This window comes from Serratia silvae (assembly GCF_023282985.1).
Classification (GTDB): Bacteria; Pseudomonadota; Gammaproteobacteria; order Enterobacterales; family Enterobacteriaceae; genus Chania; species Chania silvae.
This window is the reverse complement of the sequence record NZ_JAGQDC010000016.1, coordinates 74,719-100,267: the sequence shown is the minus strand read 5'-3', so window position 1 is coordinate 100,267 and position 25,549 is coordinate 74,719. Positions and strand designations below refer to the sequence as shown.

Sequence of the window (25,549 nt, the reverse complement as noted above, 5' to 3'; positions counted from 1 at the left end):
AAAGCTTGTTAACCTTGGGTTCACTAAAATTGTCTCCCCGTTTACATCATTGCCAGGCGAATCAATCACCCGGCAACGTTTATCACAGCGTATACCTGGCCAGGTGTACGGCTGAATCAGGATAGATCTATGGAGCTGCTTTGCCCCGCTGGCAACCTGCCAGCCTTGAAAGCCGCGGTAGATAATGGCGCAGATGCCGTTTACATCGGCCTGAAAGACGATACCAATGCGCGCCACTTTGCCGGGCTGAACTTTACCGAGAAGAAGCTGCAGGAAGCGGCTGACTATGTGCACCGGCATGGCCGCAAGTTGCATATCGCCATCAACACCTTTGCTCACCCCGATGGTTACGCCCGCTGGCAGCGCGCCGTGGATATGGCCGCACAGTTGGGGGCCGACGCGCTGATCCTGGCAGATTTGGCGATGCTGGAGTACGCAGCGGAACGTTATCCGCAGGTGGAGCGCCATGTTTCGGTGCAAGCCTCTGCGACCAATGAAGAAGCCATCCGTTTTTATCAGCGCCACTTTGATGTTGCCCGCGTGGTGCTGCCGCGAGTGCTGTCGATGCACCAGGTGAAGCAACTATCACGCACCAGCCCGGTGCCGTTGGAAGTGTTCGCCTTTGGCAGCCTGTGCATCATGGCCGAAGGGCGCTGTTATCTTTCCTCCTATCTGACAGGAGAATCGCCCAATACCGTAGGCGCCTGCTCACCGGCCCGTTTTGTACGATGGCAACAAACGCCACAGGGGATGGAATCGCGCCTGAATGACGTGCTGATCGATCGCTATCAGGACGGCGAGAACGCCGGTTACCCAACGCTGTGTAAAGGCCGCTATCTGGTAGATAACGTGCTCTATCACCCGCTGGAAGAACCCACCAGCCTGAATACGCTGGAATTGTTGCCAGAGTTACTGGCCGCCAATATTGCCTCCGTGAAGATCGAAGGCCGCCAACGCAGCCCTGCCTATGTCAGCCAGGTTGCGCGCGTCTGGCGCCAGGCGATCGATCGCTGTATGGCCAACCCGGCTGGCTATCAAGCCGACGCCGCCTGGATGGAAACGCTCGGCGCCATGTCCGAAGGTACCCAGACCACGCTTGGCGCATACCACCGTAAATGGCAGTAGGAGAACCCATGAAATATGCATTAGGCCCGGTGCTTTACTACTGGCCAAACAGCGAGATAGAAGCCTTTTATCAGCAGGCGATGAGCAGTAGCGCCGATATCATCTATCTTGGCGAGAGCGTGTGTACCAAGCGGCGTGAAATGAAAGTGGCAGACTGGCTGGCACTGGCGCAGGAGATCGCCAAGTCTGGCAAGCAGGTGGTGATCTCAACCCTGGCCCTGCTACAGGCACCTTCAGAACTGAATGAACTGAAGCGTTATGTGGAGAACGGGGAATTCCTGATCGAAGCCAACGATCTTGGTACGGTGAATATGGCAGCGGATCGCAGTTTGCCGTTTGTCGCCGGGCATGCCCTCAATTGCTACAACGCCTACACTCTGCGCCTGCTGCACAAGCAGGGCATGATGCGCTGGTGCATGCCGGTGGAGCTTTCGCGCGACTGGCTGGTGAACTTACTACAGCAATGTGATGAACTGGGGTTCCGCCAAGGGTTTGAAGTGGAAGTGTTGAGTTACGGCCATTTGCCACTGGCCTATTCCGCGCGCTGCTTTACTGCACGCTCAGAAAACCGGGGCAAGGATGAATGCGAAACCTGCTGCATCAAATATCCACAGGGGCGCATCGTCAACTCTCAAGAGAACCAACAGGTGTTTGTGCTCAACGGTATCCAGACCATGAGCGGTTACTGTTACAACCTGGGCAACGAACTGGCTAGCATGCAGGGAGTGGTAGATATTGTACGTCTATCGCCACAGGGCGTAGAAACACTGGCGATGCTCGACAGCTTCCGTGCTAATGAGCAAGGTACACTGCCGCTGACGTTAACCGATAACGCAGAATGCAACGGCTACTGGCGGCGCGTAGCCGGGCTGGAACTGGTGCAGTAATAACAGAAGGGGCCAGCATTCTGGCCCCATGGTTATCAGGGAGTCCGACGTTTACGAAATAGATTACGTAGCCCCACGCGATTGCGCACAGCTCCGACGCCAATACCAATCAACGTATAAATCGCGCCCAATAGCAGCAGCATGGCAACGTCCCCGCCGACATCACGCAGCGATAGCCCCATCTGATTCACGTCAGCAATGGCTTTGGTTGCCCAGGTTGAGGGGATCATCGAGGATATCGCCCTGACCCACTGCGGCATCGCTTGCAGCGGCCAGATGGTGCCAGAAAGGTAAAATACCGGGGTGGTGATAAACGACAACGTCAGGTAAATCATCTCCACACTGCGCAAGCATTCGGTCACCAGCTTGCCTAGCCCAAGCACCGCAAGCAGGAACGGGAAGGTCAGCAACAAGATCTCGGGGATTGTCGCAGTCTGGCGATAGCCCAAGACCCAGGGCCACAGTACAAATAACACAATCGATAAGAACAGCCAGATCGGCAGCAGAGCCGACAATCCCCCCAGATAAACAGGAAGCGACGGCTTGCCGCCCGGCGTTCCTTTCAACACAATGCTGACACGCACGCAGGCAATCAGCAGCGAGTGCTGCAATAACATCACTAACAAACCAGGGAAGATAATCGCCGCAAAGCTGATGCCGGGGTTGAATACGTCCAGCGTTTGGCCCTGGATCGGCGTCAGTATCACCCGGGCTTGCCGTTCACTGAAACCACTGCGCATTAGCAGTGAGGTATTGTACAGGCCCAGCAACTGCTGGTAGGCCGCCACTACGCCCAGCTGGATCTGGCCGTTTGCCAGCCGGTTGGTCGCGTCACCGAACACCGGGATCTCGATGTTTTTGCCGTTGAGGATCTTCTTCTCCAGATCCACCGGCATGATGATCACTGCAAACAATTTGCGCCAACCCAGATCGCGTTTCGCCTCATCCAGGCTGTCGTAGGTTTGAATGGCGATCTTCGGGGTGGCATCCAACTGGCGGATAAGCTGGCGGCTGGCGGTGCTGTGATCCTGATCGATCACCCCCACCGGCAGATCCCACACTGTGCGGTTGGCATAAACCATACTCATGATGCACAGCGACAGGATCAGCAACAGCCACATCGGCCGTTCCAACATGCTCGTCAACACTTTTCGGAAAGTGAGCCAATAGCTTTTCATCCCACCGTCTCCTCTTTTGCCAGCCGCTTCAGCAGCCGGTTACGCACCAACAGTGCGGTCACCAACGGGTAGACCACCAACAGCGCACACACGCTGAGGATGGCGCTGGCTGGCACCTGCCGCAGGAAGACGTCAAACATGGCATACAGCGCGTGGGTAAGAGGCTCAATATTGGAAATAATGCGCGCCGGTAGCGGCATGGAAAGCTCAGGCACTGCCATACCAGAGAAAGTCAGTGCAATGCTCACCAACATACCAATCAAGGTATAGGCGGTGATGGCGCTGCCGGTAAAGGTATACAGCAACAGGCCGATGCTTTGTGCCGCCATCACGTAGAAAAAGCCAATCATCAGCATAAACAGTGGGTTGCCGCTAACGCGAGCGTCAAAAACCCCCACCAGCGCGGCAATCTCAACCATCAGCAAGGTGGTAAAACACAGGGTGTAGGGGGCCAATTTCCCCAGCAGTGCCAGGCTAAAGGGCTTAGCCTTCAGCAAAGATTTACTGCGCGCCATCACGTAAATCATGCAGGTAACCACAAACAGCTGCAGCATATGAATGGTGGCGGCAAACTGCTGATAATAGATATAGCTGCCGCTGGCATTGAACAGGCTGCCGTAGTTGAGGGTGACATCCGCCAGCGGCGGCAGCGATTTGCCCATGGCCCCGGCAATGATCGAGCGGTAATTGGCGTTGACCTCGGTCATCAGGCCGCTGAAATCCTGAGTAGAATACAGGCCAGCACCGTAAAACAGCGCGTTGTAATACAACACCACGCTCGGCTGATTACCGGCCAGCGCGTCCGCCTCAAAATCGGCAGGGATAGATAGCAAAGCATAATCCTGCGCGCTACGCAGACGGCGCAACGACTCATCAAGACCGCCGTCATAGGTTTGTACATGGGCATGAGAACCCGCATCCAGCCTGCGGATCAGGCTTTTTGACAGCGGGCTGTGATCGTTATCCACCACCGAGACCGGCAGATCGAGCAAGGTCCCTTCCGAGAAGTTACTGCTGATCAGGCCAAACAGGATCAACGGGAAGATCCACCCCAACCAGTGCACCACCGGCCGGCGAAAAGCGATGCGGCACTCGTTGCTGAACGCGTGGCTGAAGCAGCGCCAGCCCGCCCTTACTCTTTCCATTGCCATAAGGTGCTCATCCCTGGGCGCAGGCCATCTATCGGCTGCGACGGATACAAACGAACTTCAAAGGTTTTCAGATCAAAGTCACCGGTGGCTCGCGTGGCACGCTTGGTGGCGTAATCCCCCAACGGCGCGATATAGCGCACTTCAGCCTCGATCGTTTGGTCTTTCAGTGCCGGTACACGCAGTTGAATTTTATCGCCCTTGCGGACATGAGCCAGAATATCTTCCCGCAGGTTAAACACGAAATAGGCGTCCGGTACGCGGATCAGCGTCATCAACGGGCTGGAGGCGTTGAGCAACTCACCCACCTCTGCCGGGATTGGCCCTACCTCGCCATCAACCGGAGCTTTAACGAGTAGGTCGTCGGTTTGGGCCTGGATCTCTAACAGGTCTTGCTCGGTAGCCCGCAGGGCAGCTGCATATTTTTGCCGTAGTTCGATGCGATCGCCATTGATGCCTTCGTCCAGATTGGCTTTGGCGGCCTGCACTTGTTGATAGGCGGTATCACGCGCACGGCGTGAGTTGTCCAATTCAGATTTGGATACGTAGCCTTTGCTGGCAACGCTCAGGTTACGGTCGTAATCGTGTTGGGCATTCTGGTACTGCGCCTCGGCCTGTGCCAGGTTGGCGCGCAGGTTACGGATGCTTTCTTCACGAGTGCCGTGCAACGATTCGTCCAATTGCGCTTGGGCCTCATCCCGCGAAGCCTGCGCCGAACGTAGCTGGGCCATCAGTTCCGGGCTTTCCAACCGCAGCAACAGTTGCCCGGCTTTCACATCGTCACCACGTTCAACCAGGCGCTCTATCACCCGGCCCTTGGCTTTGGAGGCGACGATCACTTCGGGGGCATCCACTTCGCCCTGCAACAACAAATCCTGATTATGCGCGCGGAATAGCACCGCCATGGCGATAACTATCCCCATCAGCAGCAGGGTAAACAGCGTCTTCTTCTTCATTACTTCAGCCCCTTGAACATCAGCGTGCAAACAAAAGTCATCATAACCCTAAAAAGCCATTATTCTCATAAGGATATTACGAGCACATATATCCCCTTTTATAACCGTATTTTCGATTATGCTTTTAACACAAAAAGTATAATTGCTTTTTCAGTTGCAGATCCCTGCAATCGCCCTTTAAGCGATCAATCCGATATCCGGTTAAAAAAACACGGATATCAGCACAATGGACGATGAAAATGACAGATAATACACGGGTGCCGCTTTCGGTACTGGATTTATCCCCGATCCCTCAGGGAGCCAAGGCGCGCGACGCGTTTCACGGCTCGCTGGATTTGGCGCAACATGCTGAAAAGTGGGGCTATCAGCGCTACTGGCTAGCAGAACACCACAATATGACCGGCATCGGCAGTGCAGCGACGTCGGTATTACTAGGTTATTTAGCATCCGGCACCCAGAGCATTCGCCTCGGCTCAGGCGGCGTGATGCTGCCAAACCATGCGCCGCTGGTGATCGCCGAACAGTTCGGCACCTTGGAATCACTCTATCCGGGGCGTATCGATCTGGGGCTTGGCCGCGCACCGGGTACTGACCAACGCACCATGATGGCGCTGCGTCGCCACCTCTCTGGCGAGGTAGACAACTTCCCGCGTGACGTGCAAGAACTGCAACATTACTTTGGCGAAGTGCAGCCAGGGCAAGCGGTACAGGCCGTGCCGGGCCAAGGTTTACAGGTGCCAATCTGGCTGTTGGGTTCTAGCCTGTACAGTGCGCAGTTGGCAGCACAGCTCGGCCTGCCGTTTGCCTTCGCCTCGCACTTTGCGCCAGATATGCTGTTCCAGGCACTGAATGTGTACCGTGAGAACTTTAAGCCGTCTGAGCAATGCCAGCAGCCGCACGCGATGGTGTGCGTCAACGTGGTCGCCGCAGACAGTGACCAAAACGCCCGCTTCCTGTTCACCTCCATGCAGCAGCAGTTTATCAACCTGCGCCGTGGCTCACCAGGCCCACTGCCGCCGCCGGTCGATAATATCCATGCGCTGTGGACCGCAGGTGAGCAGTATGGCGTCGATCAGGCGCTACGTATGTCGATCGTCGGTAGCGAAAGCACCATCCGCCATGGCCTGCAAAGCCTGCTGCGCGAAACCGGCGCGGACGAGATCATGGTTAACGGCCAGATTTTCGATCATCAGGCGCGTTTACGGTCGTTTGAGATTGTTGCCGGGGTGAAAGGCGATTTAGTGAAGGAATAAATGATAAGGGCACCGTAATGGTGCCCTTGTTCTATCAACGCTGGATCAGGTAGCGAATGGTTGGCCCATCCTGCTGGATATCCAGCACCTTGTAGCCGTGGTTACGGGCATCGAGCGGGATATTATTGATCGACTGCGGACAGTCGCTGATCACTTCCAATATTTCGCCCGGTTTCAGCTGCGGCATCGCCTCTAACGTGGCCACCGCCGGATACGGACAAGGCTCTCCCACCATATCCAACCGGTAATCCGGCACGATCTCTGTCTGTTTCATGCTTCACTCCTTAAGTTCACCACCTGTGCATCTGGCTTGGTGCGGAAAAACCGTTTCTCCCACCACAGCATCGCGGCAAAGGCGATGGCCAGCAGCAGATAGGTCACCAGCAGACCGCCGATCGGTCCGAAGGTGTCCAGCAGGTTAATCTTGTCGTAGTTGGTCGCCAAGGCTGGTGCCAGATCGTCCCAGTAGTAGGCTAGCAGCGTGGCACCGATAATGTTGCCCAATCCCACCCACCAGTAATGGACTTGCCCTTCCACCGCACGATACATCCAGCCGGTTTCACAGCCGCCAGCCAGCACAATACCGAAGCCAAACAGCAGGCCGCCCAGTACCGCGTTGGGCCCGGCCCACATAATCTTCGGCGAGACGCCCAGCTGCACATAGCTGAAGATGCCGATGGCGCTGACCGCCATGCCGATAATAATGGCTTTGGCCATATGCGTACGGCCAGTGATCCACAGATCGCGGAACGCCGAGGTAAAGCAGATCTGCGCCCGTTCAATCAGCAGGCCAAAACCGATACCAAACAGCATGGCGATGCCGAGCTTCGGCGCATCAAACAGCGTCCATAATGACCAGGCCACCGTGAGGCAAAAAACCACCATCCCCAAACGGAAACGACGGCGTGCCTGCTCAGGCTTTTGCGTCAACGGTGAGGCCGCTTTCACTCTTTGCAGCTTGACCGGGATACGGAACATCGGCAGCAAGGTGAATTTGGCACCGAAGTAAGATCCCACCGCCGTGGCCAGCGCAAAAAACCAGGCATGCAAAGAGAACTGTGGAATACCGGTAAAGAAGGCCGCCAGGTTACATCCCATCGCCAAACGCGCACCAAAACCGGCAATAATGCCGCCCAGCAACGCCTGTGCAATGCGGATGCGGTGCTGCGGCAGACGTAGTTTGATGTTGTTGGCCCACAGCGCGGCAGCGATGCAACCCGCAAACATGCCGATAATCATGCGCCCATCGATACGATCGAGCGGTGTGCCCTGCAGGCCGATCACCTTAAAGTAGCCCCACTGCTCGGGGTGAAAACCAAACCACTGCAAAATATGGCCGCCCCAGCGGGTAAATTCGCCGGTTACCGCCCAGAAGGTGCCGGTCATGCCGAAATAGTAGGTCGAGAGGATCCCGGCTGCGATTACCGCCGGTAAGGGCGCCCAAAAGCGCACCAGGTATTGAGATTTGAATTGTTGCCAGTTCACGGCAGCTCCTGTGCATCCGTAAGATAAATCTTACGAATGATACGCCCTTTAGCGGTATTAACTGAGATGCCAGGCAAAAAAAAACCAGTCCGAAGACTGGTTTCTTAAGCTGATTAACCGTATACGGTCAAATCAACGCTTATGCATCACCGAAACGGCGACGTGGTGCGGCAGGAGCTGCTGCATCGTCACGGCGTGGTGCTGGCTTGTCACGGTTGAAGTTACCGCCACGGCGTTCGCCACCGGCAGCATTACCGCCTTCACGACGCTCACCGAAAGAACGGCGTGGTGCAGGCCCACCTTCGCGACGCTCGCCGTTGAATGGACGGGCACCGCCACGGCGCTCACCACCGTTACCACCAGCAGGACGCTCACGACGTTCATGCGGCTGTGCATCGCCCAGCAGTTGCATGTTCATCGGCTTGTTCAGAATGCGGGTGCGAGTGAAGTGATTCAGGATCTCGCCCGGCATGCCTTTTGGCAGCTCGATGGTAGAGTGGGAAGCGAACAGCTTGATGTTACCAATGTAACGGCTGCTGATGTCACCTTCGTTAGCGATAGCGCCAACGATATGACGAACTTCCACGCCGTCATCACGGCCCACTTCAATGCGGTACAACTGCATTTCACCAACGTCACGGCGTTCGCGACGTGGACGCTCAGCACCACCGTCACGGCTGTCTGGACGTGCGTCACGACGACGGTCGCTCCCACGTTCGTCACGATCGTTGAACTCACGACGTTGACGCGGTTTGAATACCGGATCTGGTGGCAGGATCAGAGGACGTTCGCCCTGCGCCATTTTCAGCAGTGCAGCGGCCAGCGTTTCCATATCCAGATCTTCACCCGGCTGCAGCTTAGCCAGCAGCGCACGGTACATATCCAGATCGCTGCTTTCCAGCTGCTGCTGAACTTTAGCGGCAAACTTGGCCAGGCGGCGCTCACCCAGCAGATCTGCGTTTGGCAGCTCTACTTCAGGGATGGTCAGCTTCATGGTGCGTTCGATGTTGCGCAGCAGGCGGCGTTCGCGGTTTTCTACAAACAGCAGCGCGCGGCCAGCACGGCCAGCACGACCGGTACGGCCGATACGGTGAACGTAAGACTCTGAATCCATAGGGATGTCATAGTTTACCACCAGGCTGATACGCTCAACGTCCAGACCACGAGCGGCAACGTCGGTGGCGATCAGAATATCCAGACGGCCACTTTTCAGACGCTCCAAGGTCTGCTCACGCAGCGCCTGGTTCATGTCACCGTTCAGTGCGGCGCTGTTGTAACCGCTGCGCTCCAGCGCTTCGGCCACTTCCAGGGTCGCATTTTTGGTACGCACGAAGATGATCGCCGCGTCAAAATCTTCAGCTTCCAGGAAACGCACCAGCGCTTCGTTTTTACGCATACCCTGCACGGTCCAGTAGCTCTGGCTGATGTCCGGACGTGTGGTGATGCTGGACTGAATGCGCACTTCCTGTGGATCTTTCATGAAACGACGGGTAATACGACGGATCGCTTCCGGCATGGTCGCAGAGAACAGCGCGGTCTGATGTTCAGCCGGGATCTCCGCCATGATGGTTTCTACGTCTTCGATAAAGCCCATGCGCAGCATTTCGTCGGCTTCGTCCAGAACCAGGCCTTTCAGGGCAGAAAGGTTCAGGGTGCCACGTTTCAGGTGATCCAGCAGACGGCCCGGGGTCCCTACTACGATTTGCGGGCCCTGACGCAGAGCGCGCAGCTGCACGTCATAACGTTGGCCACCGTACAGGGCCACCACGTTAACGCCATGCATGTGCTTGGAGAAATCGGTCATGGCTTCAGCTACCTGAACCGCCAGTTCGCGGGTCGGAGCCAGTACCAGGATTTGTGGTGCTTTCAGGGCTGCATCGAGGTTGTGCAGCAGGGGCAGCGAGAACGCCGCGGTTTTACCACTACCGGTCTGCGCCATGCCCAGCACGTCGCGACCGTTCAACAGGTGAGGAATACACTCAGCCTGGATCGGTGATGGTTTTTCGTAGCCCAGATCGGTCAGGGCAGCAATGATCGGAGCAGACAGCCCCAGGTCAGCAAAAGAGGTTTCAAGCTCAGTAGTCATGTACACGTGCCTCATTAATAATGGCGGCCAGTCTACATAACTCGTCGAGAAAATTTTCAGTCATTTTCATTGAAAAGTGTGAACCGGCTCAAATTAGATTATAAAACAGACAAAAAAGCCCTCGCCCGTTAAGGCGATTACTTTGGCAAAAAAACCAATGTAAATCAGGCTGATAAGTGTCCGTCAGCTATTGCTGGTCCGATTCCGATAGGTCGTCTTGTTCTTGGCCCAACAGCGCCAATTCCAACAATGCATAGCGGTGCTCAACAAAGTTATGAACGTTGTTAGCCACCGTCAGTTTGAACAGCGCCGAAGCGGTGTCCTTGTCCCCCAGACTTAGGTAGTGCTTACCTAAATAGAAGTCAGTTTCACTGAGATGCTCAGCGAGCGAAGTGTTATCCGTTGCATCTGCCTTGAGGCGTTCCATCAGCGTTTTTTCGCTGATTTTGCCCAGGTAGAATTCGACAATATTCCATCCCCATTGCCCTCTGTCCGATTTGTCATAACGCTGCTGGAGCGATACGGTAGCCATCTTGGGATCGATTTCTCTCTCCACCAGATAAAGCCACAGCGAACGGAAGGGATCGTTTGGGTCGTCTTGATAAAACGCCTGCAGATCATCCTGCGCCAACGGGAAGCGGCCGCCATAATACAGTGCGATGCCCCGGTTTAAACGCGCGTAATTGTAAGTTGGATCAAGCTCTAGTACAGAATCAAACGCTTCATAGGCAGCATCAAAATTGCCTGCCTGCGTTAAGTAAATGCCCAGGTAGTTGAAAACTTCTGGCATATCAGGACGTATCGCTAGCGCTTGTGAAAAGTCATTGCGCGCTAGAGCACGTAAACCAAGACTATCATACAGCACACCGCGCTCATATAAAAGCTGTGCTCGCTCATCGTCCGTTAATGCCCGGCTGGCAAGTATTTGTTCCATGCGCGCCAGGATTACTTCCTGCTGCAGCGTGGGCTGCAACGGAATAGCCAGAACTTCGTCTTTACGCCAATCATGGTTGCTGCATCCTGCCAGCAATAGTGCTGTCGCAACGTAACACCAGCGCAAGAAAGGCTTCATTTCCTACTCCCGAAGACAAACATTGGATGAACGTCCTGTCCTCCGCTTGCTAATACGCGAGTATCCTACCCACGCGATAAGGACAGCCCCCAACCCTAACGGCAGGGAGCTGTAAAACTGTTGATACAGTTATTCTGCTTCTGGTGCAGGAGCCGCAGCGGATTCTGGCGCTGTAGCTTCTTTGATGCTCAGACGCACACGGCCCTGGCGATCAACTTCCAGTACCTTAACCGGTACTTCCTGACCCATTTGCAGATAGTCGGTCACTTTCTCAACGCGCTTGTCGGCGATTTGAGAGATGTGCACCAGGCCTTCTTTACCGCCGCCGATGGCCACGAAGGCACCAAAATCAACGATACGGGTCACTTTACCCTGATACACACGGCCAACTTCGATCTCTGCGGTGATCTCTTCGATGCGGCGGATAGCGAACTTCGCTTTGTCGCCGTCGGTTGCAGCAATCTTCACTGTACCGTCGTCTTCAATTTCGATCGTGGTGCCAGTCTCTTCGGTCAACGCACGGATGACTGAGCCGCCTTTACCGATCACATCTTTGATCTTGTCTGGATTGATCTTGATGGTGTGAATACGTGGTGCGAACTCAGAGATATCGCCACGCGGCGTGCTGATAGCCTGTTCCATCACGCCCAGAATGTGCAGACGAGCACCTTTGGCCTGATTCAGAGCCACCTGCATGATTTCGCGGGTGATACCTTCAATTTTAATGTCCATCTGCAGCGCGGTGATACCATCGCGGCTACCGGCCACTTTGAAGTCCATGTCGCCCAGGTGATCTTCGTCACCCAGAATGTCAGACAGTACAACAAAGTTTTCGTCTTCTTTCACCAGGCCCATTGCGATACCCGCAACAGCTGCCTTGATTGGCACGCCTGCGTCCATCAGTGCCAGAGAAGCACCACAAACGGAAGCCATTGAAGAAGAACCGTTGGATTCGGTGATTTCAGACACCACACGCACGGTGTACGGGAAATCTTCTGGTTTAGGCATCATAGCTAAAACACCACGTTTTGCCAGACGACCATGACCGATTTCACGACGCTTCGGTGAACCTACCATGCCGGTTTCGCCAACAGAGTACGGAGGGAAGTTGTAGTGGAACAGGAAGCTGTCGGTTTTCTCACCCATCAGCTCATCAATGTTCTGTGCGTCACGAGCGGTACCCAGAGTGGCAGTAACCAGCGCCTGAGTTTCACCACGGGTGAACAGTGCAGAACCGTGGGTACGTGGCAGGACGCCAGTGCGCACGTCCAGACCACGGATCATGTCTTTCTCGCGGCCATCGATACGCGGCTCGCCACGCAGCACACGGCTACGTACGACGTTTTTCTCAACGGTGCCCAGGATATCCTGAATTTCAGACGCGTCCAGAGTCTCGTCTTGCGCCAGCAGAGTTTCCACTACGCTGTCTTTGATCGCATCAACCTGAGCGTAACGCTCTTGTTTTTCGGTGATGTGGTAAGCATCGCCCAGACGGCTTTCGGCCAGCTCAGCTACGCGCGCATGCAGCGCTTCGTTAACTGCTGGTGCCTGCCAATCCCACTTCGGCTTGCCAGCTTCGGCAACCAGAGCGTTAATGTTTTCGATAACGATTTGCTGTTGATCGTGGCCAAACACTACTGCGCCCAGCATCTGATCTTCGCTCAGCACGTCTGCTTCGGATTCCACCATCAGCACCGCGCCTGCGGTACCAGCAACCACCAAGTCCAGGCTGCTTTCTTTCAGCTCGTCGGTGGTTGGGTTCAGTACGTACTGATTGTTGATGTAACCCACGCGCGCAGAACCGATTGGCCCATTGAACGGAATACCGGACAGGCTCAGGGCAGCAGAGGCACCGATCATCGCTACGATGTCTGGGTTTACCTGTGGGTTCACGGAAACCACGGTGGCGATCACTTGCACTTCGTTCAGGAAGCTATCTGGGAACAGTGGGCGGATCGGACGGTCAATCAGACGGGAAGTCAGGGTTTCGCCTTCGCTAGGACGGCCTTCACGACGGAAGAAGCTACCCGGGATACGGCCAGCAGCGTAAGTACGCTCCTGATAGTTCACGGTCAGAGGGAAGAAGCTCTGGCCTGGTTTGGCTTTCTTCTGGCCTACAACGGTGACGAATACTGCGGTGTCATCCATGCTCACCATCACGGCGGCGGTGGCTTGACGTGCCATCATACCGGTCTCAAGCGTCACGGTGTGTTGGCCATACTGGAATTTGCGAATAATCGGAGTCAGCAAAATTTAATCCTTAATTGGTGGCGCGCAATCGTTCTTCGACTCGACACGCCTGTGGTTCACTGACCTTCTCACTACATCCTCGCGACTAATGACAATCCTTATCTCTCATGAGATAAAGCCTCTCATTAGCCGCGCGAACCTCTGTAACGGAAGATCCTCAGTAATACATTAACCTGATTTGCTTATGCTTCCTAGAAGAAAGGGGCCAAATTTGGCCCCTTTCTACTGAAACTTGCTCGATTAGCGACGCAGACCCAGACGCTCGATCAGGCTGGTGTAACGTGCTACATCTTTACGCTTCAGGTAGTCCAGCAGCTTACGACGCTGAGAAACCATACGCAGCAGACCACGACGGCTGTGGTGATCTTTTTTGTGCTCTGAGAAGTGGCCTTGCAGATGGTTGATCTGCGCAGTCAACAGGGCAACCTGAACTTCGGTAGAACCGCTGTCGTTAGTACCACGACCGAAGTCAGCTACGATTTTAGCTTTAGCTTCAACACTTAGAGACATTGTCATACTCCAAAATTATAGATAATAAATACAGGCGCCGATCTCTAATTCAGCAACCCAATGCATAAGCTGCGCCATTCTACTCTTAGCGCAGGGCGATCGCAAGGCGGGCAGGTCAGTCGAAATATTCGACAACCAGGCGGCGCGGCGCGACTCGGCCATCATCGGCAATCTCGCCAATGCCGATAAATTTACGTTCTTCGCCTTCGGTAATGCGCACCAGACCCGAGGCTGGAGCCCCTGCGGCCTGCACCGGCTGCCCTTGTTTGACGTAACCCGCTACCGCTGGCAGTAAGTTCACTTCAGGGAAGTCTTCGGCCGGGCTGTCCATCGGCATCAGCAATGGATCGAGCAGCTCGCTTGGCGCAATGCTCTGTTCCTGTGCCTGTTCCAATAACGCATTCAGTTGTTCCAACGTGATCATGCGGGCAATCGGATACTTCGCCACCTGCAGGCGACGCAGATAAATCACGTGTGCTCCACAGCCCAGCAGTTCACCGAGGTCATCCGTAATAGTGCGGATGTAAGTGCCTTTCGAGCAGTGAATTTCCAGCTCAAGCTCATCCCCTTCCCAGCGGATAAACTGCAACTCATACACGGTGATGCTACGAGCTTCACGCGGGACTTCGATACCCTGGCGAGCATATTCGTACAGCTTTTTGCCTTGGTATTTCAGTGCGGAATACATCGAAGGCACCTGCTGGATGTTACCCCTGAAGGTGTCCAACGCGGTATCGAGCTGCGCCTGGGTGAAGTTTACCGGCCGCTCCTGCACGATCTGGCCATCGGCATCCGAGGTATCCGTGCGCTGGCCCAAACGGGCAATCACGCGGTAACGCTTATCGGAATCGAGCAGATACTGGGAGAACTTGGTGGCCTCACCCAGGCAGATTGGCAGCATACCGGTCGCCAGTGGATCGAGCGCGCCGGTGTGGCCCGCGCGGTTGGCATTGTAGATACGTTTTACTTTTTGCAGGGCGTCGTTGGACGACAAGCCCTGCGGTTTGTCCAACAGCAGTACGCCGTGAATGTCACGGCCGCGACGGCGAGGGCGACTCATTAAGCCTCCTCTTCATCGCCTGATGCATTGCGACGGTCGGCATCGTTCTTCACTACGTTGGTCACCAGGTTGGACATGCGCATGCCTTCAACCAGTGAGTTATCGTAGGAAAAGGTCAGTTCCGGCACTACGCGCAGGCGCATCGCTTTGCCCAGCAGCGTACGGATATAGCCAGAGGCATCCTGCAACGCTTTAATGCCGTTGGTCACCAGATCCGGATCGTGGTTTTCGGTCAGCACGTTCAGGAAGGTGACGTAAACTTTGGCGTAAGCCAGATCGCGAGACACTTCAACACCTGAAACGGTAGCCATGCCGACACGCGGATCTTTGACTTCACGCTGCAAGATCATCGCAATCTCTTTTTGCATTTCTTGTGCCACGCGTTGACCGCGGCTGAATTCTTTTGCCATTTGGAAATCCTCCAGACAAATCGGGGGGCACAAGGCCCCCCTAAAACAGATTTAAGCGTTTATCGAGGCTTAAGCGATGGTACGCTGGATCTCGATGATTTCGAACACTTCGATCATGTCGCCAACGCGCACGTCGTTGTAGTTCTTAACGCCGATACCACATTCCATACCGTTACGAACTTCGTTAACGTCATCTTTGAAGCGGCGCAGGGATTCCAGCTCGCCTTCATAGATAACCACGTTGTCACGCAGCACGCGGATTGGGTTGTGACGCTTGATGTTGCCTTCGGTCACCATACAGCCGGCAACAGCGCCAAACTTAGGTGATTTGAACACATCACGTACTTCAGCCAGACCGATGATCTGCTGTTTGTACTCAGGCGCCAACATACCGCTCATCGCCTGCTTCACTTCGTCGATCAGGTTATAGATCACGGAGTAATAACGCAGATCCAGGCTTTCTGCTTCAATCACGCGGCGTGCTGAAGCATCCGCACGCACGTTGAAGCCCAGAATGATGGCGTTGGATGCCGCAGCCAGGGTGGCGTCGGTTTCGGTGATACCACCTACGCCAGAACCCACAATCTTCACCTTCACTTCGTCGGTAGAGAGTTTCTGCAGTGAATCGGAAATCGCTTCACAGGTACCCTGTACGTCGGTTTTCAGTACGATGTTCAGCTCAGAAACTTCACCTTCGGTCATGTTCGCGAACATGTTCTCCAGTTTAGATTTCTGCTGGCGAGCCAGTTTAACTTCGCGGAACTTGCCTTGACGGTACAGCGCAACTTCACGTGCTTTCTTCTCGTCACGCACTACGGTCGCTTCGTCACCCGCAGCAGGAACGCTGGACAGGCCCAGGATCTCAACCGGGATAGAAGGACCCGCAGAGGTCACTTCACGGCCCAATTCGTCACGCATCGCACGAACACGGCCATACTCGAAGCCACACAGGACGATATCGCCCTTGTTCAGCGTCCCTTCCTGTACCAGCACGGTAGCCACTGGGCCACGGCCTTTATCCAGGAAGGATTCGATAACCACACCGCTCGCCATACCGCTACGAACCGCTTTCAGTTCGAGAACTTCGGCCTGCAGCAGGATAGCGTTCAACAGTTCGTCGATACCGGTACCGGCTTTCGCGGATACGTGGACAAACTGAGCTTCACCGCCCCACTCTTCTGGCATAACGCCATACTGGGACAGCTCTTGCTTAACGCGGTCTGGATCGGCTTCTGGCTTGTCAATTTTGTTAACCGCAACCACCAATGGCACTTTAGCCGCCTGAGCATGCTGAATGGCCTCGATGGTTTGTGGCATCACGCCGTCGTCTGCTGCTACCACCAGAACCACGATGTCAGTCGCCTGAGCACCACGTGCACGCATTGAAGTAAACGCTGCGTGGCCTGGGGTATCCAGGAAGGTGATCATGCCGTTTTCGGTTTCTACGTGGTAAGCACCGATGTGCTGAGTAATACCACCAGCTTCGCCTACTGCCACCTTGGTGGAGCGGATGTAGTCGAGCAGAGAGGTTTTACCGTGGTCAACGTGACCCATGATGGTCACGACTGGCGCACGAGACTCGGCGCCAGCGCCAGTGTCACGGTCGCTCATCAGCGCTTCTTCCAGCTCGTTCTCACGACGCAGGATAACTTTGTGGCCCATCTCTTCAGCAACCAGCTGTGCGGTTTCCTGGTCGATGACCTGGTTGATGGTGGCCATGGCGCCCAGCTTCATCATCGCTTTGATGACCTGAGAACCTTTTACCGCCATCTTGTTAGCCAGTTCGGCAACGGTGATGGTCTCGCCGATCACCACGTCACGGTTCACCACCTGAGCTGGCTTGTTAAAGCCCTGCTGCAGGGTGCTTGGCTTACGCTTGCCTTTACCGCCACGGGTCATGGTGCGAGCTTCTTCGCGGTCTGCTTTAGACTCGGAGAGCTTGTTGCCTTTCTTCTGTTTGGTCGCTTTGCCACCGCGAGTACGGCTACGGCGCTCACCTTCAACTTTGGCGTCGTTTTCGTCTTCGGCAGCACGAGCGTGCTCGGAGGTGGTTACGTGGTAGTCAGCTGTTTCAACCGCAGCGCTTGCTGCTTCGGCTTCAGCCCACTTCTCACCGTTTTCTTCGGCCATACGGCGCGCTTCTTCCGCTACGCGTTTGGCGTCTTCTTCAACCTTACGGCGTACTTCTTCTTCCGCTTTACGTTTCAGTTCGGCGGCTTCGGCTTCACGGCGTGCTTTTTCTGCCTGAGCTGGCTTGGTCATTTCGTCGGTATGTTGATTGGTCACTTTTTCTTTTTCCGCTGAATTACGCTTAGCAATCTCCGCGGCCTCACGTTTGGCTTGCTCAACGGCAACGCGCTTGGCTTCTGCTTCGCGTTTCGCTAGCTCTTCCGCTTCGCGCCTTGCCTGCTCTTCCGCTTCACGCTGTGCCTGCTCAGCCGCTTCAGCCTGCTGGGCTTCCTGCGGATCGCGATTTACATAAGTGCGTTTCTTGCGGACCTCAATTTGCACCGATTTACTCTTACCGCCGGTGCTCGGAATATTCAAGGTGCTGCGCGTTTTGCGCTGCAACGTGAGTTTGCCTGGCGCACTACCGTGTTCACGGTTCAGGTGCGCCAGTAAGGTTTCTTTCTCGTGCTGTGTCACAGAGTCGGTCTCAGACTTGTTGATCCCTGCATCAGCAAACTGCTGTACCAGGCGATCAACCGGTGTCTGTATCTCTGCTGCCAGCGATTTTACGGTTACATCTGTCGTCATGCTGTTCCTTCCTGCTACAGTTATTACGCGTTGTCGCCAAACCAACAGATATTACGTGCGGCCATAATCAGCTCGCCGGCTTGCTCATCGCTAAGCCCTTCAATATCAGCCAGATCGTCAACACCCTGCTCGGCAAGATCTTCCAGCGTACAAACCCCACGCGCGGCCAGTTTAAAGGCCATGCTGCGCTCAAGACCCGGGAGGTTGAGCAAATCATCAGCAGGTTTTTGGTCGCCCAGGCTTTCTTCCTGTGCCAGGGCCAGCGTGGTCAATGCAGCTTTGGCGCGATCGCGCAACGCTTCAACCATATCTTCATCCAGACCGTCGATTTCCAGCAGCTCTTTGATTGGCACGTAAGCCAGTTCTTCCAGAGTAGAGAAGCCTTCTTCGACCAGAACGGTGGCGAAATCTTCGTCGATATCAAGATACTTGGTGAAGGTATCAATGGCGGCATGAGCCTCGGCCTGATGCTTGGCCTGCAGATCGTCCGCCGTCATCACGTTCAGTTCCCAGCGATCATCATCACGATGCTGTTTCAACAGTTGGGAAGCTAAACGCACGTTTTGGCCATTACGGCCGATCGCCTGTGCCAGGTTGCTGGCTTCAACGGCGATGTCCATCGTGCACCGGTCTTCATCCACCACGATCGAGGCAACATCTGCCGGGGCCATGGCGTTAATGACGAACTGTGCAGGGTTATCATCCCACAGGATGATATCAATACGTTCCCCGCCAAGCTCGCTCGAAACGGCCTGGACGCGGGCACCACGCATACCAACACAAGCACCGACCGGGTCGATACGTTTGTCGTTGGTTTTCACGGCAATTTTCGCACGGGAGCCAGGATCGCGGGCTGCCGCTTTAATCTCAATCACTTCTTCGCCAATTTCCGGCACTTCAATGCGGAACAGCTCTTTAAGCATATCCGGGCTGGAACGGCTGACGAACAGTTGCGCACCGCGCGCTTCTGGACGCACCGCGTATAGTACGCCACGGATACGATCACCTGGGCGGAAGTTTTCACGTGGCAGCATGTCTTCACGGCCAATGACCGCTTCGGCGTTGCTACCCAGATCCAGCGCAATGCTGTCACGGTTAACTTTTTTCACCACGCCGGTGACAATTTCACCCTCGTGTTGACGGAAGGCGTCAACCACCATCGCGCGCTCGGCTTCACGCACTTTCTGTACGATAACCTGCTTCGCCGTCTGAGTGGTGATGCGGTCAAAGGTCACAGATTCGATCTGATCTTCGATATAACCGCCCAATTCTATAGACGGATCTTCATACTGTGCAGCTTCCAGCGTGATTTCACGCGTTGGCTGGGTCACTTCATCAACGGCGACCCAACGGCGGAAGGTGTCGAAATCGCCAGTCTTACGGTCAATGCTGACACGGACCTCGATTTCCTGCTCATATTTCTTCTTGGTGGCGGTAGCTAAAGCGGTTTCCAGGGCTTCGAAAATCTTCTCACGTGGTAGGGATTTTTCATTGGAAACTGCTTCAACAACAGCCAGAATCTCTTTGTTCATCCTAGTTGCCTCATCCAAACTTTAAAAGTGGGGTACCAGGTTCGCTTTCTGAATATTACTCAGCGCGAACACTTCATCTTTCCCATCCACAGTAACCGTGATCATCTCGCCTTCTACAGACTTGATGATGCCCTGCCATTTGCGGCGGTTTTGTATCGCCATACGCAGAACAACGCTGACTTCTTCACCGAGAAAACGTTGATAGTGTTCCGCGGTGAACATAGGGCGCTCAAGGCCAGGAGAGGAGACTTCCAGGTTATAAGCGACCGTGATCGGATCTTCGACGTCCAGTACAGCGCTGACCTGGTGGCTGACATCAGCGCAATCATCAACATTGATTCCGTTGTCACTATCAATATAGATGCGTAGTGTCGATTGGCGCGCCCGAATAAATTCGATGCCTACGAGCTCAAAGCCCAACGCCTCTACCGGTGCGGAAAGCATCTCTGTTAATTTTTGCTCTAATGTGGACAAGCCCACCCCCAAGACATAAAAAAAGGGCCTAATAGCCCAGTGATTCTGTTGCCAAATAACAAAAAACCCCGAAAATTCGGGGCTTTATGCAACTGGACCCTGTTTGCCGCAAAGCGGCTTCGGTGCAACTTTCTAGCAAGTGCCATTTTCAAATGTTGATCGAGAAAAGCGGAATTCAATCGAAAGTGTATTTGAAAATAAACACTTAAAGGAAAGTGGTTGCGGGGGCCGGATTTGAACCGACGACCTTCGGGTTATGAGCCCGACGAGCTACCAGGCTGCTCCACCCCGCGTCCGAAAACGTGGCAAATATTACGCCGATAATTGCTAAAACACAAGTTATCTCTGGGATTTGGTACCGAGGATGGGACTCGAACCCACAAGCCCGTTAGGGCACTACCACCTCAAGGTAGCGTGTCTACCAATTCCACCACCTCGGTACTGATTTTTACTGCTCACGGCTGTTTCTATTGAGGTCAAAAACAACCGTTTTAAAACTTTTCAGCGGCTTACTGCGGGATGTCACTGACCGGTTTAGCTGGTGCTGCCGGAGTGCTAGTCTGCTCAGTTTGCGCTGGCTGACCCAGGTTTTCCCACTCGCTGCCTTTCTTGCCCTGATTGGTGCTCAGGTTGCCCAGGATCAGACTGATGACGAAAAACAGCGTCGCCAGAACAGCCGTCATGCGGGTCATAAAGTTGCCTGAACCGGTCGATCCGAAGAACGTGCCAGAAGCACCTGCTCCGAATGAGGCTCCCATATCAGCGCCTTTACCTTGCTGTAGCATAATCAGAGCGACTAGCCCGATCGATATCAGCAAGAAAATTACCAGAAGAGCTTCGTACATAGTGGTACCTGTATCCTTGCGGGTTCACCGCGTGCCAAATGCTTCTCACCCCAGATGCTTCCAAACTAAAGAAGGCGTGGCGTGTCACTAAAACAGCCCACTGAAGCGGGTGTGAATACTAACCAAAGCCATCAAAGCGCGCAAGGGCAATTTGCAACCACCGATGCGTTTGCGGAAAAAAACAGCAAAAGCAGGGCTAATCGGGAAATTACGCAGGCACTGACAGCGTACCTGCGTAAAAACAGCGTGTTAACCTGCCAGCTTGACCGCATCGGCGATACGATGCGCCAACGCGATAACCTGCTGTTCATCTTCGCCTTCCACCATCACGCGGATCAGCGGTTCAGTGCCCGATTTACGCAGCAGTACGCGGCCACGACCGGCCAATTCGGCTTCGACCTGCTCAGCGACCTTCAACACCGCCTCTGACTCCAGCGGGTTATGCTCACCGACAAAGCGCACGTTGACCAGGATCTGTGGCAGTAACTTCATGCCGCTGCACAGGTCGTGCAGGCTCATGTTATTCCGCACGATTGCCGTCAACACTTGCAGGCCAGCGACGATACCGTCCCCGGTGGTGGTTTTGTCCAGCAGGATCACATGGCCGGAGTTTTCCGCCCCAATGCGCCAGCCCAGCTCTTGCAGTTTTTCCAGTACGTAACGGTCTCCCACCTTGGCACGGGCAAACGGGATACCGAGCTGCTTCAGTGCCAGCTCCAAGCCCATGTTGCTCATCAGGGTACCTACGGCACCGCCGCGCAGTTGCCCCTGGCGCAGGCCTTCACGAGCGATGATGTAGAGGATCTGATCGCCGTCGACCTTGTTACCCAGGTGATCCACCATCATCACGCGGTCGCCATCGCCATCAAAGGCCAGGCCAACGTGTGCCTGCTCTTCCAGCACGCGCGCCTGCAGTTGACGTACATCGGTAGCGCCACACTCTTCGTTGATGTTCATGCCATCCGGCTCACAGCCGATAGCGATCACCGTAGCACCCAGCTCACGCAAAACGCTTGGGGCAATGTGATAGGTAGCACCGTTGGCGCAGTCCACCACAATCTTCAGCCCGTTCAAGCTCAGTTCGCTCGGGAAGGTGCCTTTACAGAATTCGATATAGCGCCCGGCGGCATCGACAATACGGCTGGCTTTACCCAGCTCGGCAGATTCGACGCAGGTCAGCGGTTTTTCCATTTCTGCTTCAATCGCTTCTTCAACGTCATCTGGCAGTTTGGCACCGTCAATGGAGAAGAATTTGATGCCGTTATCGTAAAACGGGTTATGCGAGGCAGAAATCACGATCCCAGCTTCCGCACGGAAAGTTCGGGTCAGATAAGCCACCGCAGGGGTTGGCATCGGGCCGGTAAACGAAGCGGACAGCCCCGCAGCCGCTAAACCGGCCTCCAGCGCTGACTCCAGCATATAGCCAGAGATACGGGTATCTTTACCGATGATGATTTTGCGGGAACCATGACGCGCCAATACCTTGCCGGCCGCCCAACCTAGTTTGAGGACGAACTCTGGGGTTATCGGGCTGTCACCCACCTTGCCACGAATGCCGTCGGTACCAAAGTATTTGCGTTCGCTCATGTCTCTACTATCCCTTAGCTGAAAGTGTTGCCTCGACGACACGCATCGCCTCGACGGTTTCTTTGACATCATGCACTCTGACTATCTGCGCCCCCTGCATCGCGGCAATCACCGCACAGGCAACGCTGCCGATAACCCGCTGTTCAGGTGGAACATTCAATAGTTGCCCAATCATCGACTTACGCGACATCCCCACCAACAGTGGTAAACCAAAGTGATGAAATTCCGCCAATCGGGCCAGAAGCTGATAATTATGCGCTAAATTCTTACCGAAACCGAAGCCTGGGTCGAGTAACAATTTCTGTTTTGCTATGCCGCCTGCAATACAGCGGTCGATATGCTGCTGGAAAAACACATTAACGTCCGCCATCAGGTCATCGTAATGCGGTGCTTGCTGCATGGTACGCGGCTCACCTTGCATGTGCATCAGGCAGACCGGTAGACCGCTTTCGGCGGCGGCCTGCAGCGCACCAGGCTCCTGCAATGAGCGAACGTCGTTGATCAGATGCGCGCCGGCTTTGGCGGATTCGCGGATCACGCCCGCTTTTGAGGTATCCACCGAGATAAAAATCTCAAACCGCTGCGCCAAGGCTTCTACAACCGGCACGACGCGCTCAATCTCTTCCTCTTCACTGACCTCGGCAGCGCCCGGACGCGTGGATTCGCCCCCCACATCAATCATCGTAGCACCCGCCGAAATCAGCGCGTGCGCGTGTAGCAGGGCATCATTCAGCGAATTATGCCGTCCGCCGTCAGAAAAGGAGTCTGGGGTAACGTTGAGGATCCCCATCACCCGAGGGTGGTTGAGATCGAGGATTTGGTCGCGCACGGTTAACTGCATGATTAATCTACCTTGGAGTCAATACTACTCTGTTGCCTGGAGTGGATCCCGCCCCTCTCACCCAGGAGAGGTCGCAATTTTCCGCCAGCAAACAAAAAACCCCGGCTGGCCGGGGTTTTATTTTACGCTACAGCCGATGTTACTTGTCGAGCTGTTCAGACATGGTGTTGCCTGGGTTTGGCGTACGCGGCTCATCTACCGGCGTTGGCGCTTTTGGTGTGCCACCGTTGTCGGAGTTGTTGCTTTTCGCCACGTCGTCCCAACCAGCTGGCGGACGCACATCTTTACGGTTCATCAGGTCGTCGATCTGCGGTGCATCGATGGTTTCATATTTCATCAGTGCATCTTTCATCGAATGCAGGATGTCCATGTTTTCCATCAGCAACGCACGTGCGCGGATGTAGTTGCGCTCAATCAGGGATTTGACTTCCTGGTCGATGATACGTGCGGTTTCGTCCGACATGTGTTTCGCCTTGGCTACGGAACGGCCCAAGAACACCTCGCCCTCTTCTTCCGCATACAGCAATGGCCCCAGCTTCTCAGAGAAGCCCCATTGGGTCACCATGTTGCGGGCGATCGAAGTAGCGACTTTAATGTCGTTCGATGCACCGGTAGAGACTTTTTCCGGCCCGTAAATAATTTCTTCTGCCAGACGGCCACCGTACAGGGTGGAGATTTGGCTTTCCAGCTTCTGACGGCTGGCGCTGATCGCATCCCCTTCCGGCAGGAAGAAGGTCACGCCGAGCGCACGGCCACGAGGAATAATCGTGACTTTATGCACCGGGTCATGCTCAGGAACCAGGCGGCCAATGATGGCGTGGCCCGCTTCGTGATAGGCGGTCGATTCTTTCTGTGCTTCCGTCATCACCATGGAGCGACGTTCCGCACCCATCATGATCTTGTCTTTGGCTTTTTCGAATTCCACCATCGACACCACACGCTTGCTGCCACGTGCTGCGAACAGGGCCGCTTCGTTGACCAGGTTGGCCAAATCCGCACCGGAGAAGCCTGGAGTACCACGTGCAAGCACAGAAGCATCAACATCTGGCGCCAACGGTACACGACGTGAGTGCACCTTCAGGATTTGCTCACGGCCACGCACGTCTGGCAGCCCAACCACCACTTGGCGGTCGAAACGGCCTGGACGCAGTAATGCCGGGTCCAGGACGTCAGGACGGTTGGTTGCCGCGATGACGATAATACCTTCGTTGCCTTCAAAGCCGTCCATCTCAACCAGCATCTGGTTCAGCGTTTGCTCACGTTCATCGTGACCACCGCCCAGACCTGCGCCACGTTGGCGACCTACGGCGTCGATTTCATCGATAAAGATGATGCACGGTGCCGCTTTCTTGGCCTGTTCGAACATGTCACGGACGCGGGATGCACCCACACCGACGAACATTTCGACGAAGTCAGAACCGGAAATGGTGAAGAACGGGACTTTCGCCTCGCCGGCAATGGCTTTCGCCAGCAGGGTTTTACCGGTACCCGGAGGGCCAACCATCAGCACGCCTTTCGGGATCTTACCGCCCAGTTTCTGGAAACGGCTCGGTTCGCGCAGGTAGTCGACCAGTTCACTTACCTCTTCTTTTGCTTCGTCACAGCCTGCAACGTCGGCAAAAGTGGTTTTAATCTGGTCTTCCGTCAGCATACGGGCCTTGCTCTTGCCGAAGGACATCGCGCCCTTGCCGCCGCCGCCCTGCATTTGCCGCATAAAGAAGATCCAGACCCCAATCAGCAACAGCATCGGGAACCAGGAAATAAAGATGGAAGCCAGCAAACTTGGTTCTTCCGGCGGCTCACCAACAACTTTAACGTTTTTGGTTAACAACGTATCCAGCAACTTCGGATCGTTGACCGGAATGTAAGTGGTGTACTTGTTGCTGTCTTTACGGACAACGTTTATTTCACGCCCATTAATGCGCGCTTCACGGATCTGATCTTGGGTCAGTTCGGTCATGAAGGTAGAGTAATCTACCCTACGGCCATTAGACTCGCTGGGCCCAAAGCTCTGGAATACCGACATCAACACGACCGCGATGACTAGCCAGAGAATTAGGTTTTTCGCCATGTCACTCAAGGGATTAACCTCA

At 54.9% G+C, this 25,549-nt stretch carries 22 protein-coding genes and 2 tRNA genes; 3 read left to right on the top strand and 21 right to left on the bottom strand.

Features of this window, described 5'->3' with window-relative positions:
- Nucleotides 1–129 precede the first annotated feature (129 nt).
- Both ubiU and KAJ71_RS18045 read left to right on the top strand, forming a co-directional pair.
- The gene (gene ubiU / locus KAJ71_RS18050) at nt 130–1,125 is read left to right on the top strand and encodes a ubiquinone anaerobic biosynthesis protein UbiU (protein WP_021179065.1); all 996 of its coding nucleotides are present in this window, start codon (nt 130–132) and stop codon (nt 1,123–1,125) included.
- Nucleotides 1,126–1,133: 8 nt separating this feature from the next.
- A complete protein-coding gene (locus KAJ71_RS18045; RefSeq protein ID WP_248946965.1) occupies nt 1,134–2,012 on the top strand; it encodes a U32 family peptidase in 879 nt (292 codons plus the stop codon).
- Between the two features lie 35 nt (nt 2,013–2,047).
- Here the strand turns inward: KAJ71_RS18045 and KAJ71_RS18040 are convergent, their stop codons facing one another.
- Genes KAJ71_RS18040 through KAJ71_RS18030 form a run of 3 tightly spaced genes read right to left on the bottom strand, consistent with a single transcriptional unit; the run spans nt 2,048 to nt 5,294 of the window.
- Nucleotides 2,048–3,190, bottom strand: a complete 1,143-nt coding sequence (locus tag KAJ71_RS18040; RefSeq protein ID WP_248946964.1) for an ABC transporter permease — start codon at nt 3,188–3,190, stop codon at nt 2,048–2,050.
- Nucleotides 3,187–4,341, bottom strand: a complete 1,155-nt coding sequence (locus KAJ71_RS18035; RefSeq protein ID WP_248946963.1) for an ABC transporter permease — start codon at nt 4,339–4,341, stop codon at nt 3,187–3,189. The genes KAJ71_RS18040 and KAJ71_RS18035 overlap by 4 nt, the downstream gene beginning before the upstream one ends.
- The gene (locus KAJ71_RS18030) at nt 4,323–5,294 is read right to left on the bottom strand and encodes an HlyD family secretion protein (protein ID WP_248946962.1); all 972 of its coding nucleotides are present in this window, start codon (nt 5,292–5,294) and stop codon (nt 4,323–4,325) included. The genes KAJ71_RS18035 and KAJ71_RS18030 overlap by 19 nt, the downstream gene beginning before the upstream one ends.
- 239 nt (nt 5,295–5,533) lie before the next feature.
- Between KAJ71_RS18030 and KAJ71_RS18025 the strand changes: the two genes are divergently transcribed.
- Nucleotides 5,534–6,547: a luciferase-like monooxygenase gene (locus KAJ71_RS18025; RefSeq protein ID WP_248946961.1), complete on the top strand. Its 1,014-nt coding sequence runs from the start codon at nt 5,534–5,536 to the stop codon at nt 6,545–6,547.
- 34 nt (nt 6,548–6,581) lie between these two features.
- Here the strand turns inward: KAJ71_RS18025 and yedF are convergent, their stop codons facing one another.
- The 18 genes from yedF to ftsH form a co-directional block, all read right to left on the bottom strand.
- On the bottom strand, nt 6,582–6,821 hold the full coding sequence (gene yedF / locus KAJ71_RS18020) for a sulfurtransferase-like selenium metabolism protein YedF (RefSeq protein WP_021179059.1): 240 nt from the start codon (nt 6,819–6,821) through the stop codon (nt 6,582–6,584).
- Nucleotides 6,818–8,032 (bottom strand): selenium metabolism membrane protein YedE/FdhT, encoded by a 1,215-nt coding sequence (gene yedE, locus KAJ71_RS18015; protein WP_248946960.1) that lies wholly within the window; start codon nt 8,030–8,032, stop codon nt 6,818–6,820. The genes yedF and yedE overlap by 4 nt, the downstream gene beginning before the upstream one ends.
- A 139-nt stretch (nt 8,033–8,171) precedes the next feature.
- The gene (locus KAJ71_RS18010) at nt 8,172–10,118 is read right to left on the bottom strand and encodes a DEAD/DEAH family ATP-dependent RNA helicase (RefSeq protein ID WP_248946959.1); all 1,947 of its coding nucleotides are present in this window, start codon (nt 10,116–10,118) and stop codon (nt 8,172–8,174) included.
- Nucleotides 10,108–10,182: a protein YrbN gene (gene yrbN, locus KAJ71_RS23680; RefSeq protein WP_223499600.1), complete on the bottom strand. Its 75-nt coding sequence runs from the start codon at nt 10,180–10,182 to the stop codon at nt 10,108–10,110. The genes KAJ71_RS18010 and yrbN overlap by 11 nt, the downstream gene beginning before the upstream one ends.
- Before the next feature lie 123 nt (nt 10,183–10,305).
- On the bottom strand, nt 10,306–11,190 hold the full coding sequence (gene nlpI, locus KAJ71_RS18005; protein ID WP_021179056.1) for a lipoprotein NlpI: 885 nt from the start codon (nt 11,188–11,190) through the stop codon (nt 10,306–10,308).
- 129 nt (nt 11,191–11,319) lie between these two features.
- Entirely contained in the window at nt 11,320–13,440 is a 2,121-nt protein-coding gene (gene pnp, locus KAJ71_RS18000) for a polyribonucleotide nucleotidyltransferase (protein ID WP_141131012.1), read from the bottom strand.
- A 240-nt stretch (nt 13,441–13,680) separates the two neighbouring features.
- Complete coding sequence (rpsO, locus tag KAJ71_RS17995; protein WP_010279698.1) at nt 13,681–13,950, bottom strand: 30S ribosomal protein S15; 270 nt, start codon at nt 13,948–13,950, stop codon at nt 13,681–13,683.
- A 115-nt stretch (nt 13,951–14,065) separates the two neighbouring features.
- A complete protein-coding gene (truB, locus tag KAJ71_RS17990; protein WP_248946958.1) occupies nt 14,066–15,010 on the bottom strand; it encodes a tRNA pseudouridine(55) synthase TruB in 945 nt (314 codons plus the stop codon).
- Nucleotides 15,010–15,420, bottom strand: a complete 411-nt coding sequence (rbfA, locus tag KAJ71_RS17985) for a 30S ribosome-binding factor RbfA (RefSeq protein WP_248946957.1) — start codon at nt 15,418–15,420, stop codon at nt 15,010–15,012. The genes truB and rbfA overlap by 1 nt, the downstream gene beginning before the upstream one ends.
- A gap of 69 nt (nt 15,421–15,489) precedes the next feature.
- Nucleotides 15,490–18,177 carry a translation initiation factor IF-2 gene (infB, locus tag KAJ71_RS17980; RefSeq protein WP_248946956.1) on the bottom strand — a complete coding sequence of 896 codons (2,688 nt, stop codon included), beginning with the start codon at nt 18,175–18,177 and terminating at the stop codon, nt 15,490–15,492.
- A 23-nt stretch (nt 18,178–18,200) separates the two neighbouring features.
- The gene (gene nusA / locus KAJ71_RS17975; RefSeq protein ID WP_021179051.1) at nt 18,201–19,709 is read right to left on the bottom strand and encodes a transcription termination factor NusA; all 1,509 of its coding nucleotides are present in this window, start codon (nt 19,707–19,709) and stop codon (nt 18,201–18,203) included.
- A 21-nt stretch (nt 19,710–19,730) separates the two neighbouring features.
- Complete coding sequence (rimP, locus tag KAJ71_RS17970; protein WP_024529072.1) at nt 19,731–20,183, bottom strand: ribosome maturation factor RimP; 453 nt, start codon at nt 20,181–20,183, stop codon at nt 19,731–19,733.
- 216 nt (nt 20,184–20,399) lie between these two features.
- Nucleotides 20,400–20,476, bottom strand: a tRNA-Met gene (locus tag KAJ71_RS17965).
- Nucleotides 20,477–20,536: 60 nt separating this feature from the next.
- Nucleotides 20,537–20,623, bottom strand: a tRNA-Leu gene (locus KAJ71_RS17960).
- Nucleotides 20,624–20,692: 69 nt separating this feature from the next.
- Entirely contained in the window at nt 20,693–21,028 is a 336-nt protein-coding gene (gene secG / locus KAJ71_RS17955) for a preprotein translocase subunit SecG (RefSeq protein WP_024483369.1), read from the bottom strand.
- A gap of 249 nt (nt 21,029–21,277) precedes the next feature.
- Nucleotides 21,278–22,615: a phosphoglucosamine mutase gene (gene glmM, locus KAJ71_RS17950; protein ID WP_024483368.1), complete on the bottom strand. Its 1,338-nt coding sequence runs from the start codon at nt 22,613–22,615 to the stop codon at nt 21,278–21,280.
- A gap of 7 nt (nt 22,616–22,622) precedes the next feature.
- Complete coding sequence (folP, locus tag KAJ71_RS17945) at nt 22,623–23,456, bottom strand: dihydropteroate synthase (protein ID WP_248946955.1); 834 nt, start codon at nt 23,454–23,456, stop codon at nt 22,623–22,625.
- 139 nt (nt 23,457–23,595) lie between these two features.
- Nucleotides 23,596–25,527 carry an ATP-dependent zinc metalloprotease FtsH gene (gene ftsH / locus KAJ71_RS17940; RefSeq protein WP_248946954.1) on the bottom strand — a complete coding sequence of 644 codons (1,932 nt, stop codon included), beginning with the start codon at nt 25,525–25,527 and terminating at the stop codon, nt 23,596–23,598.
- Between the last annotated feature and the right edge of the window lie 22 nt (nt 25,528–25,549).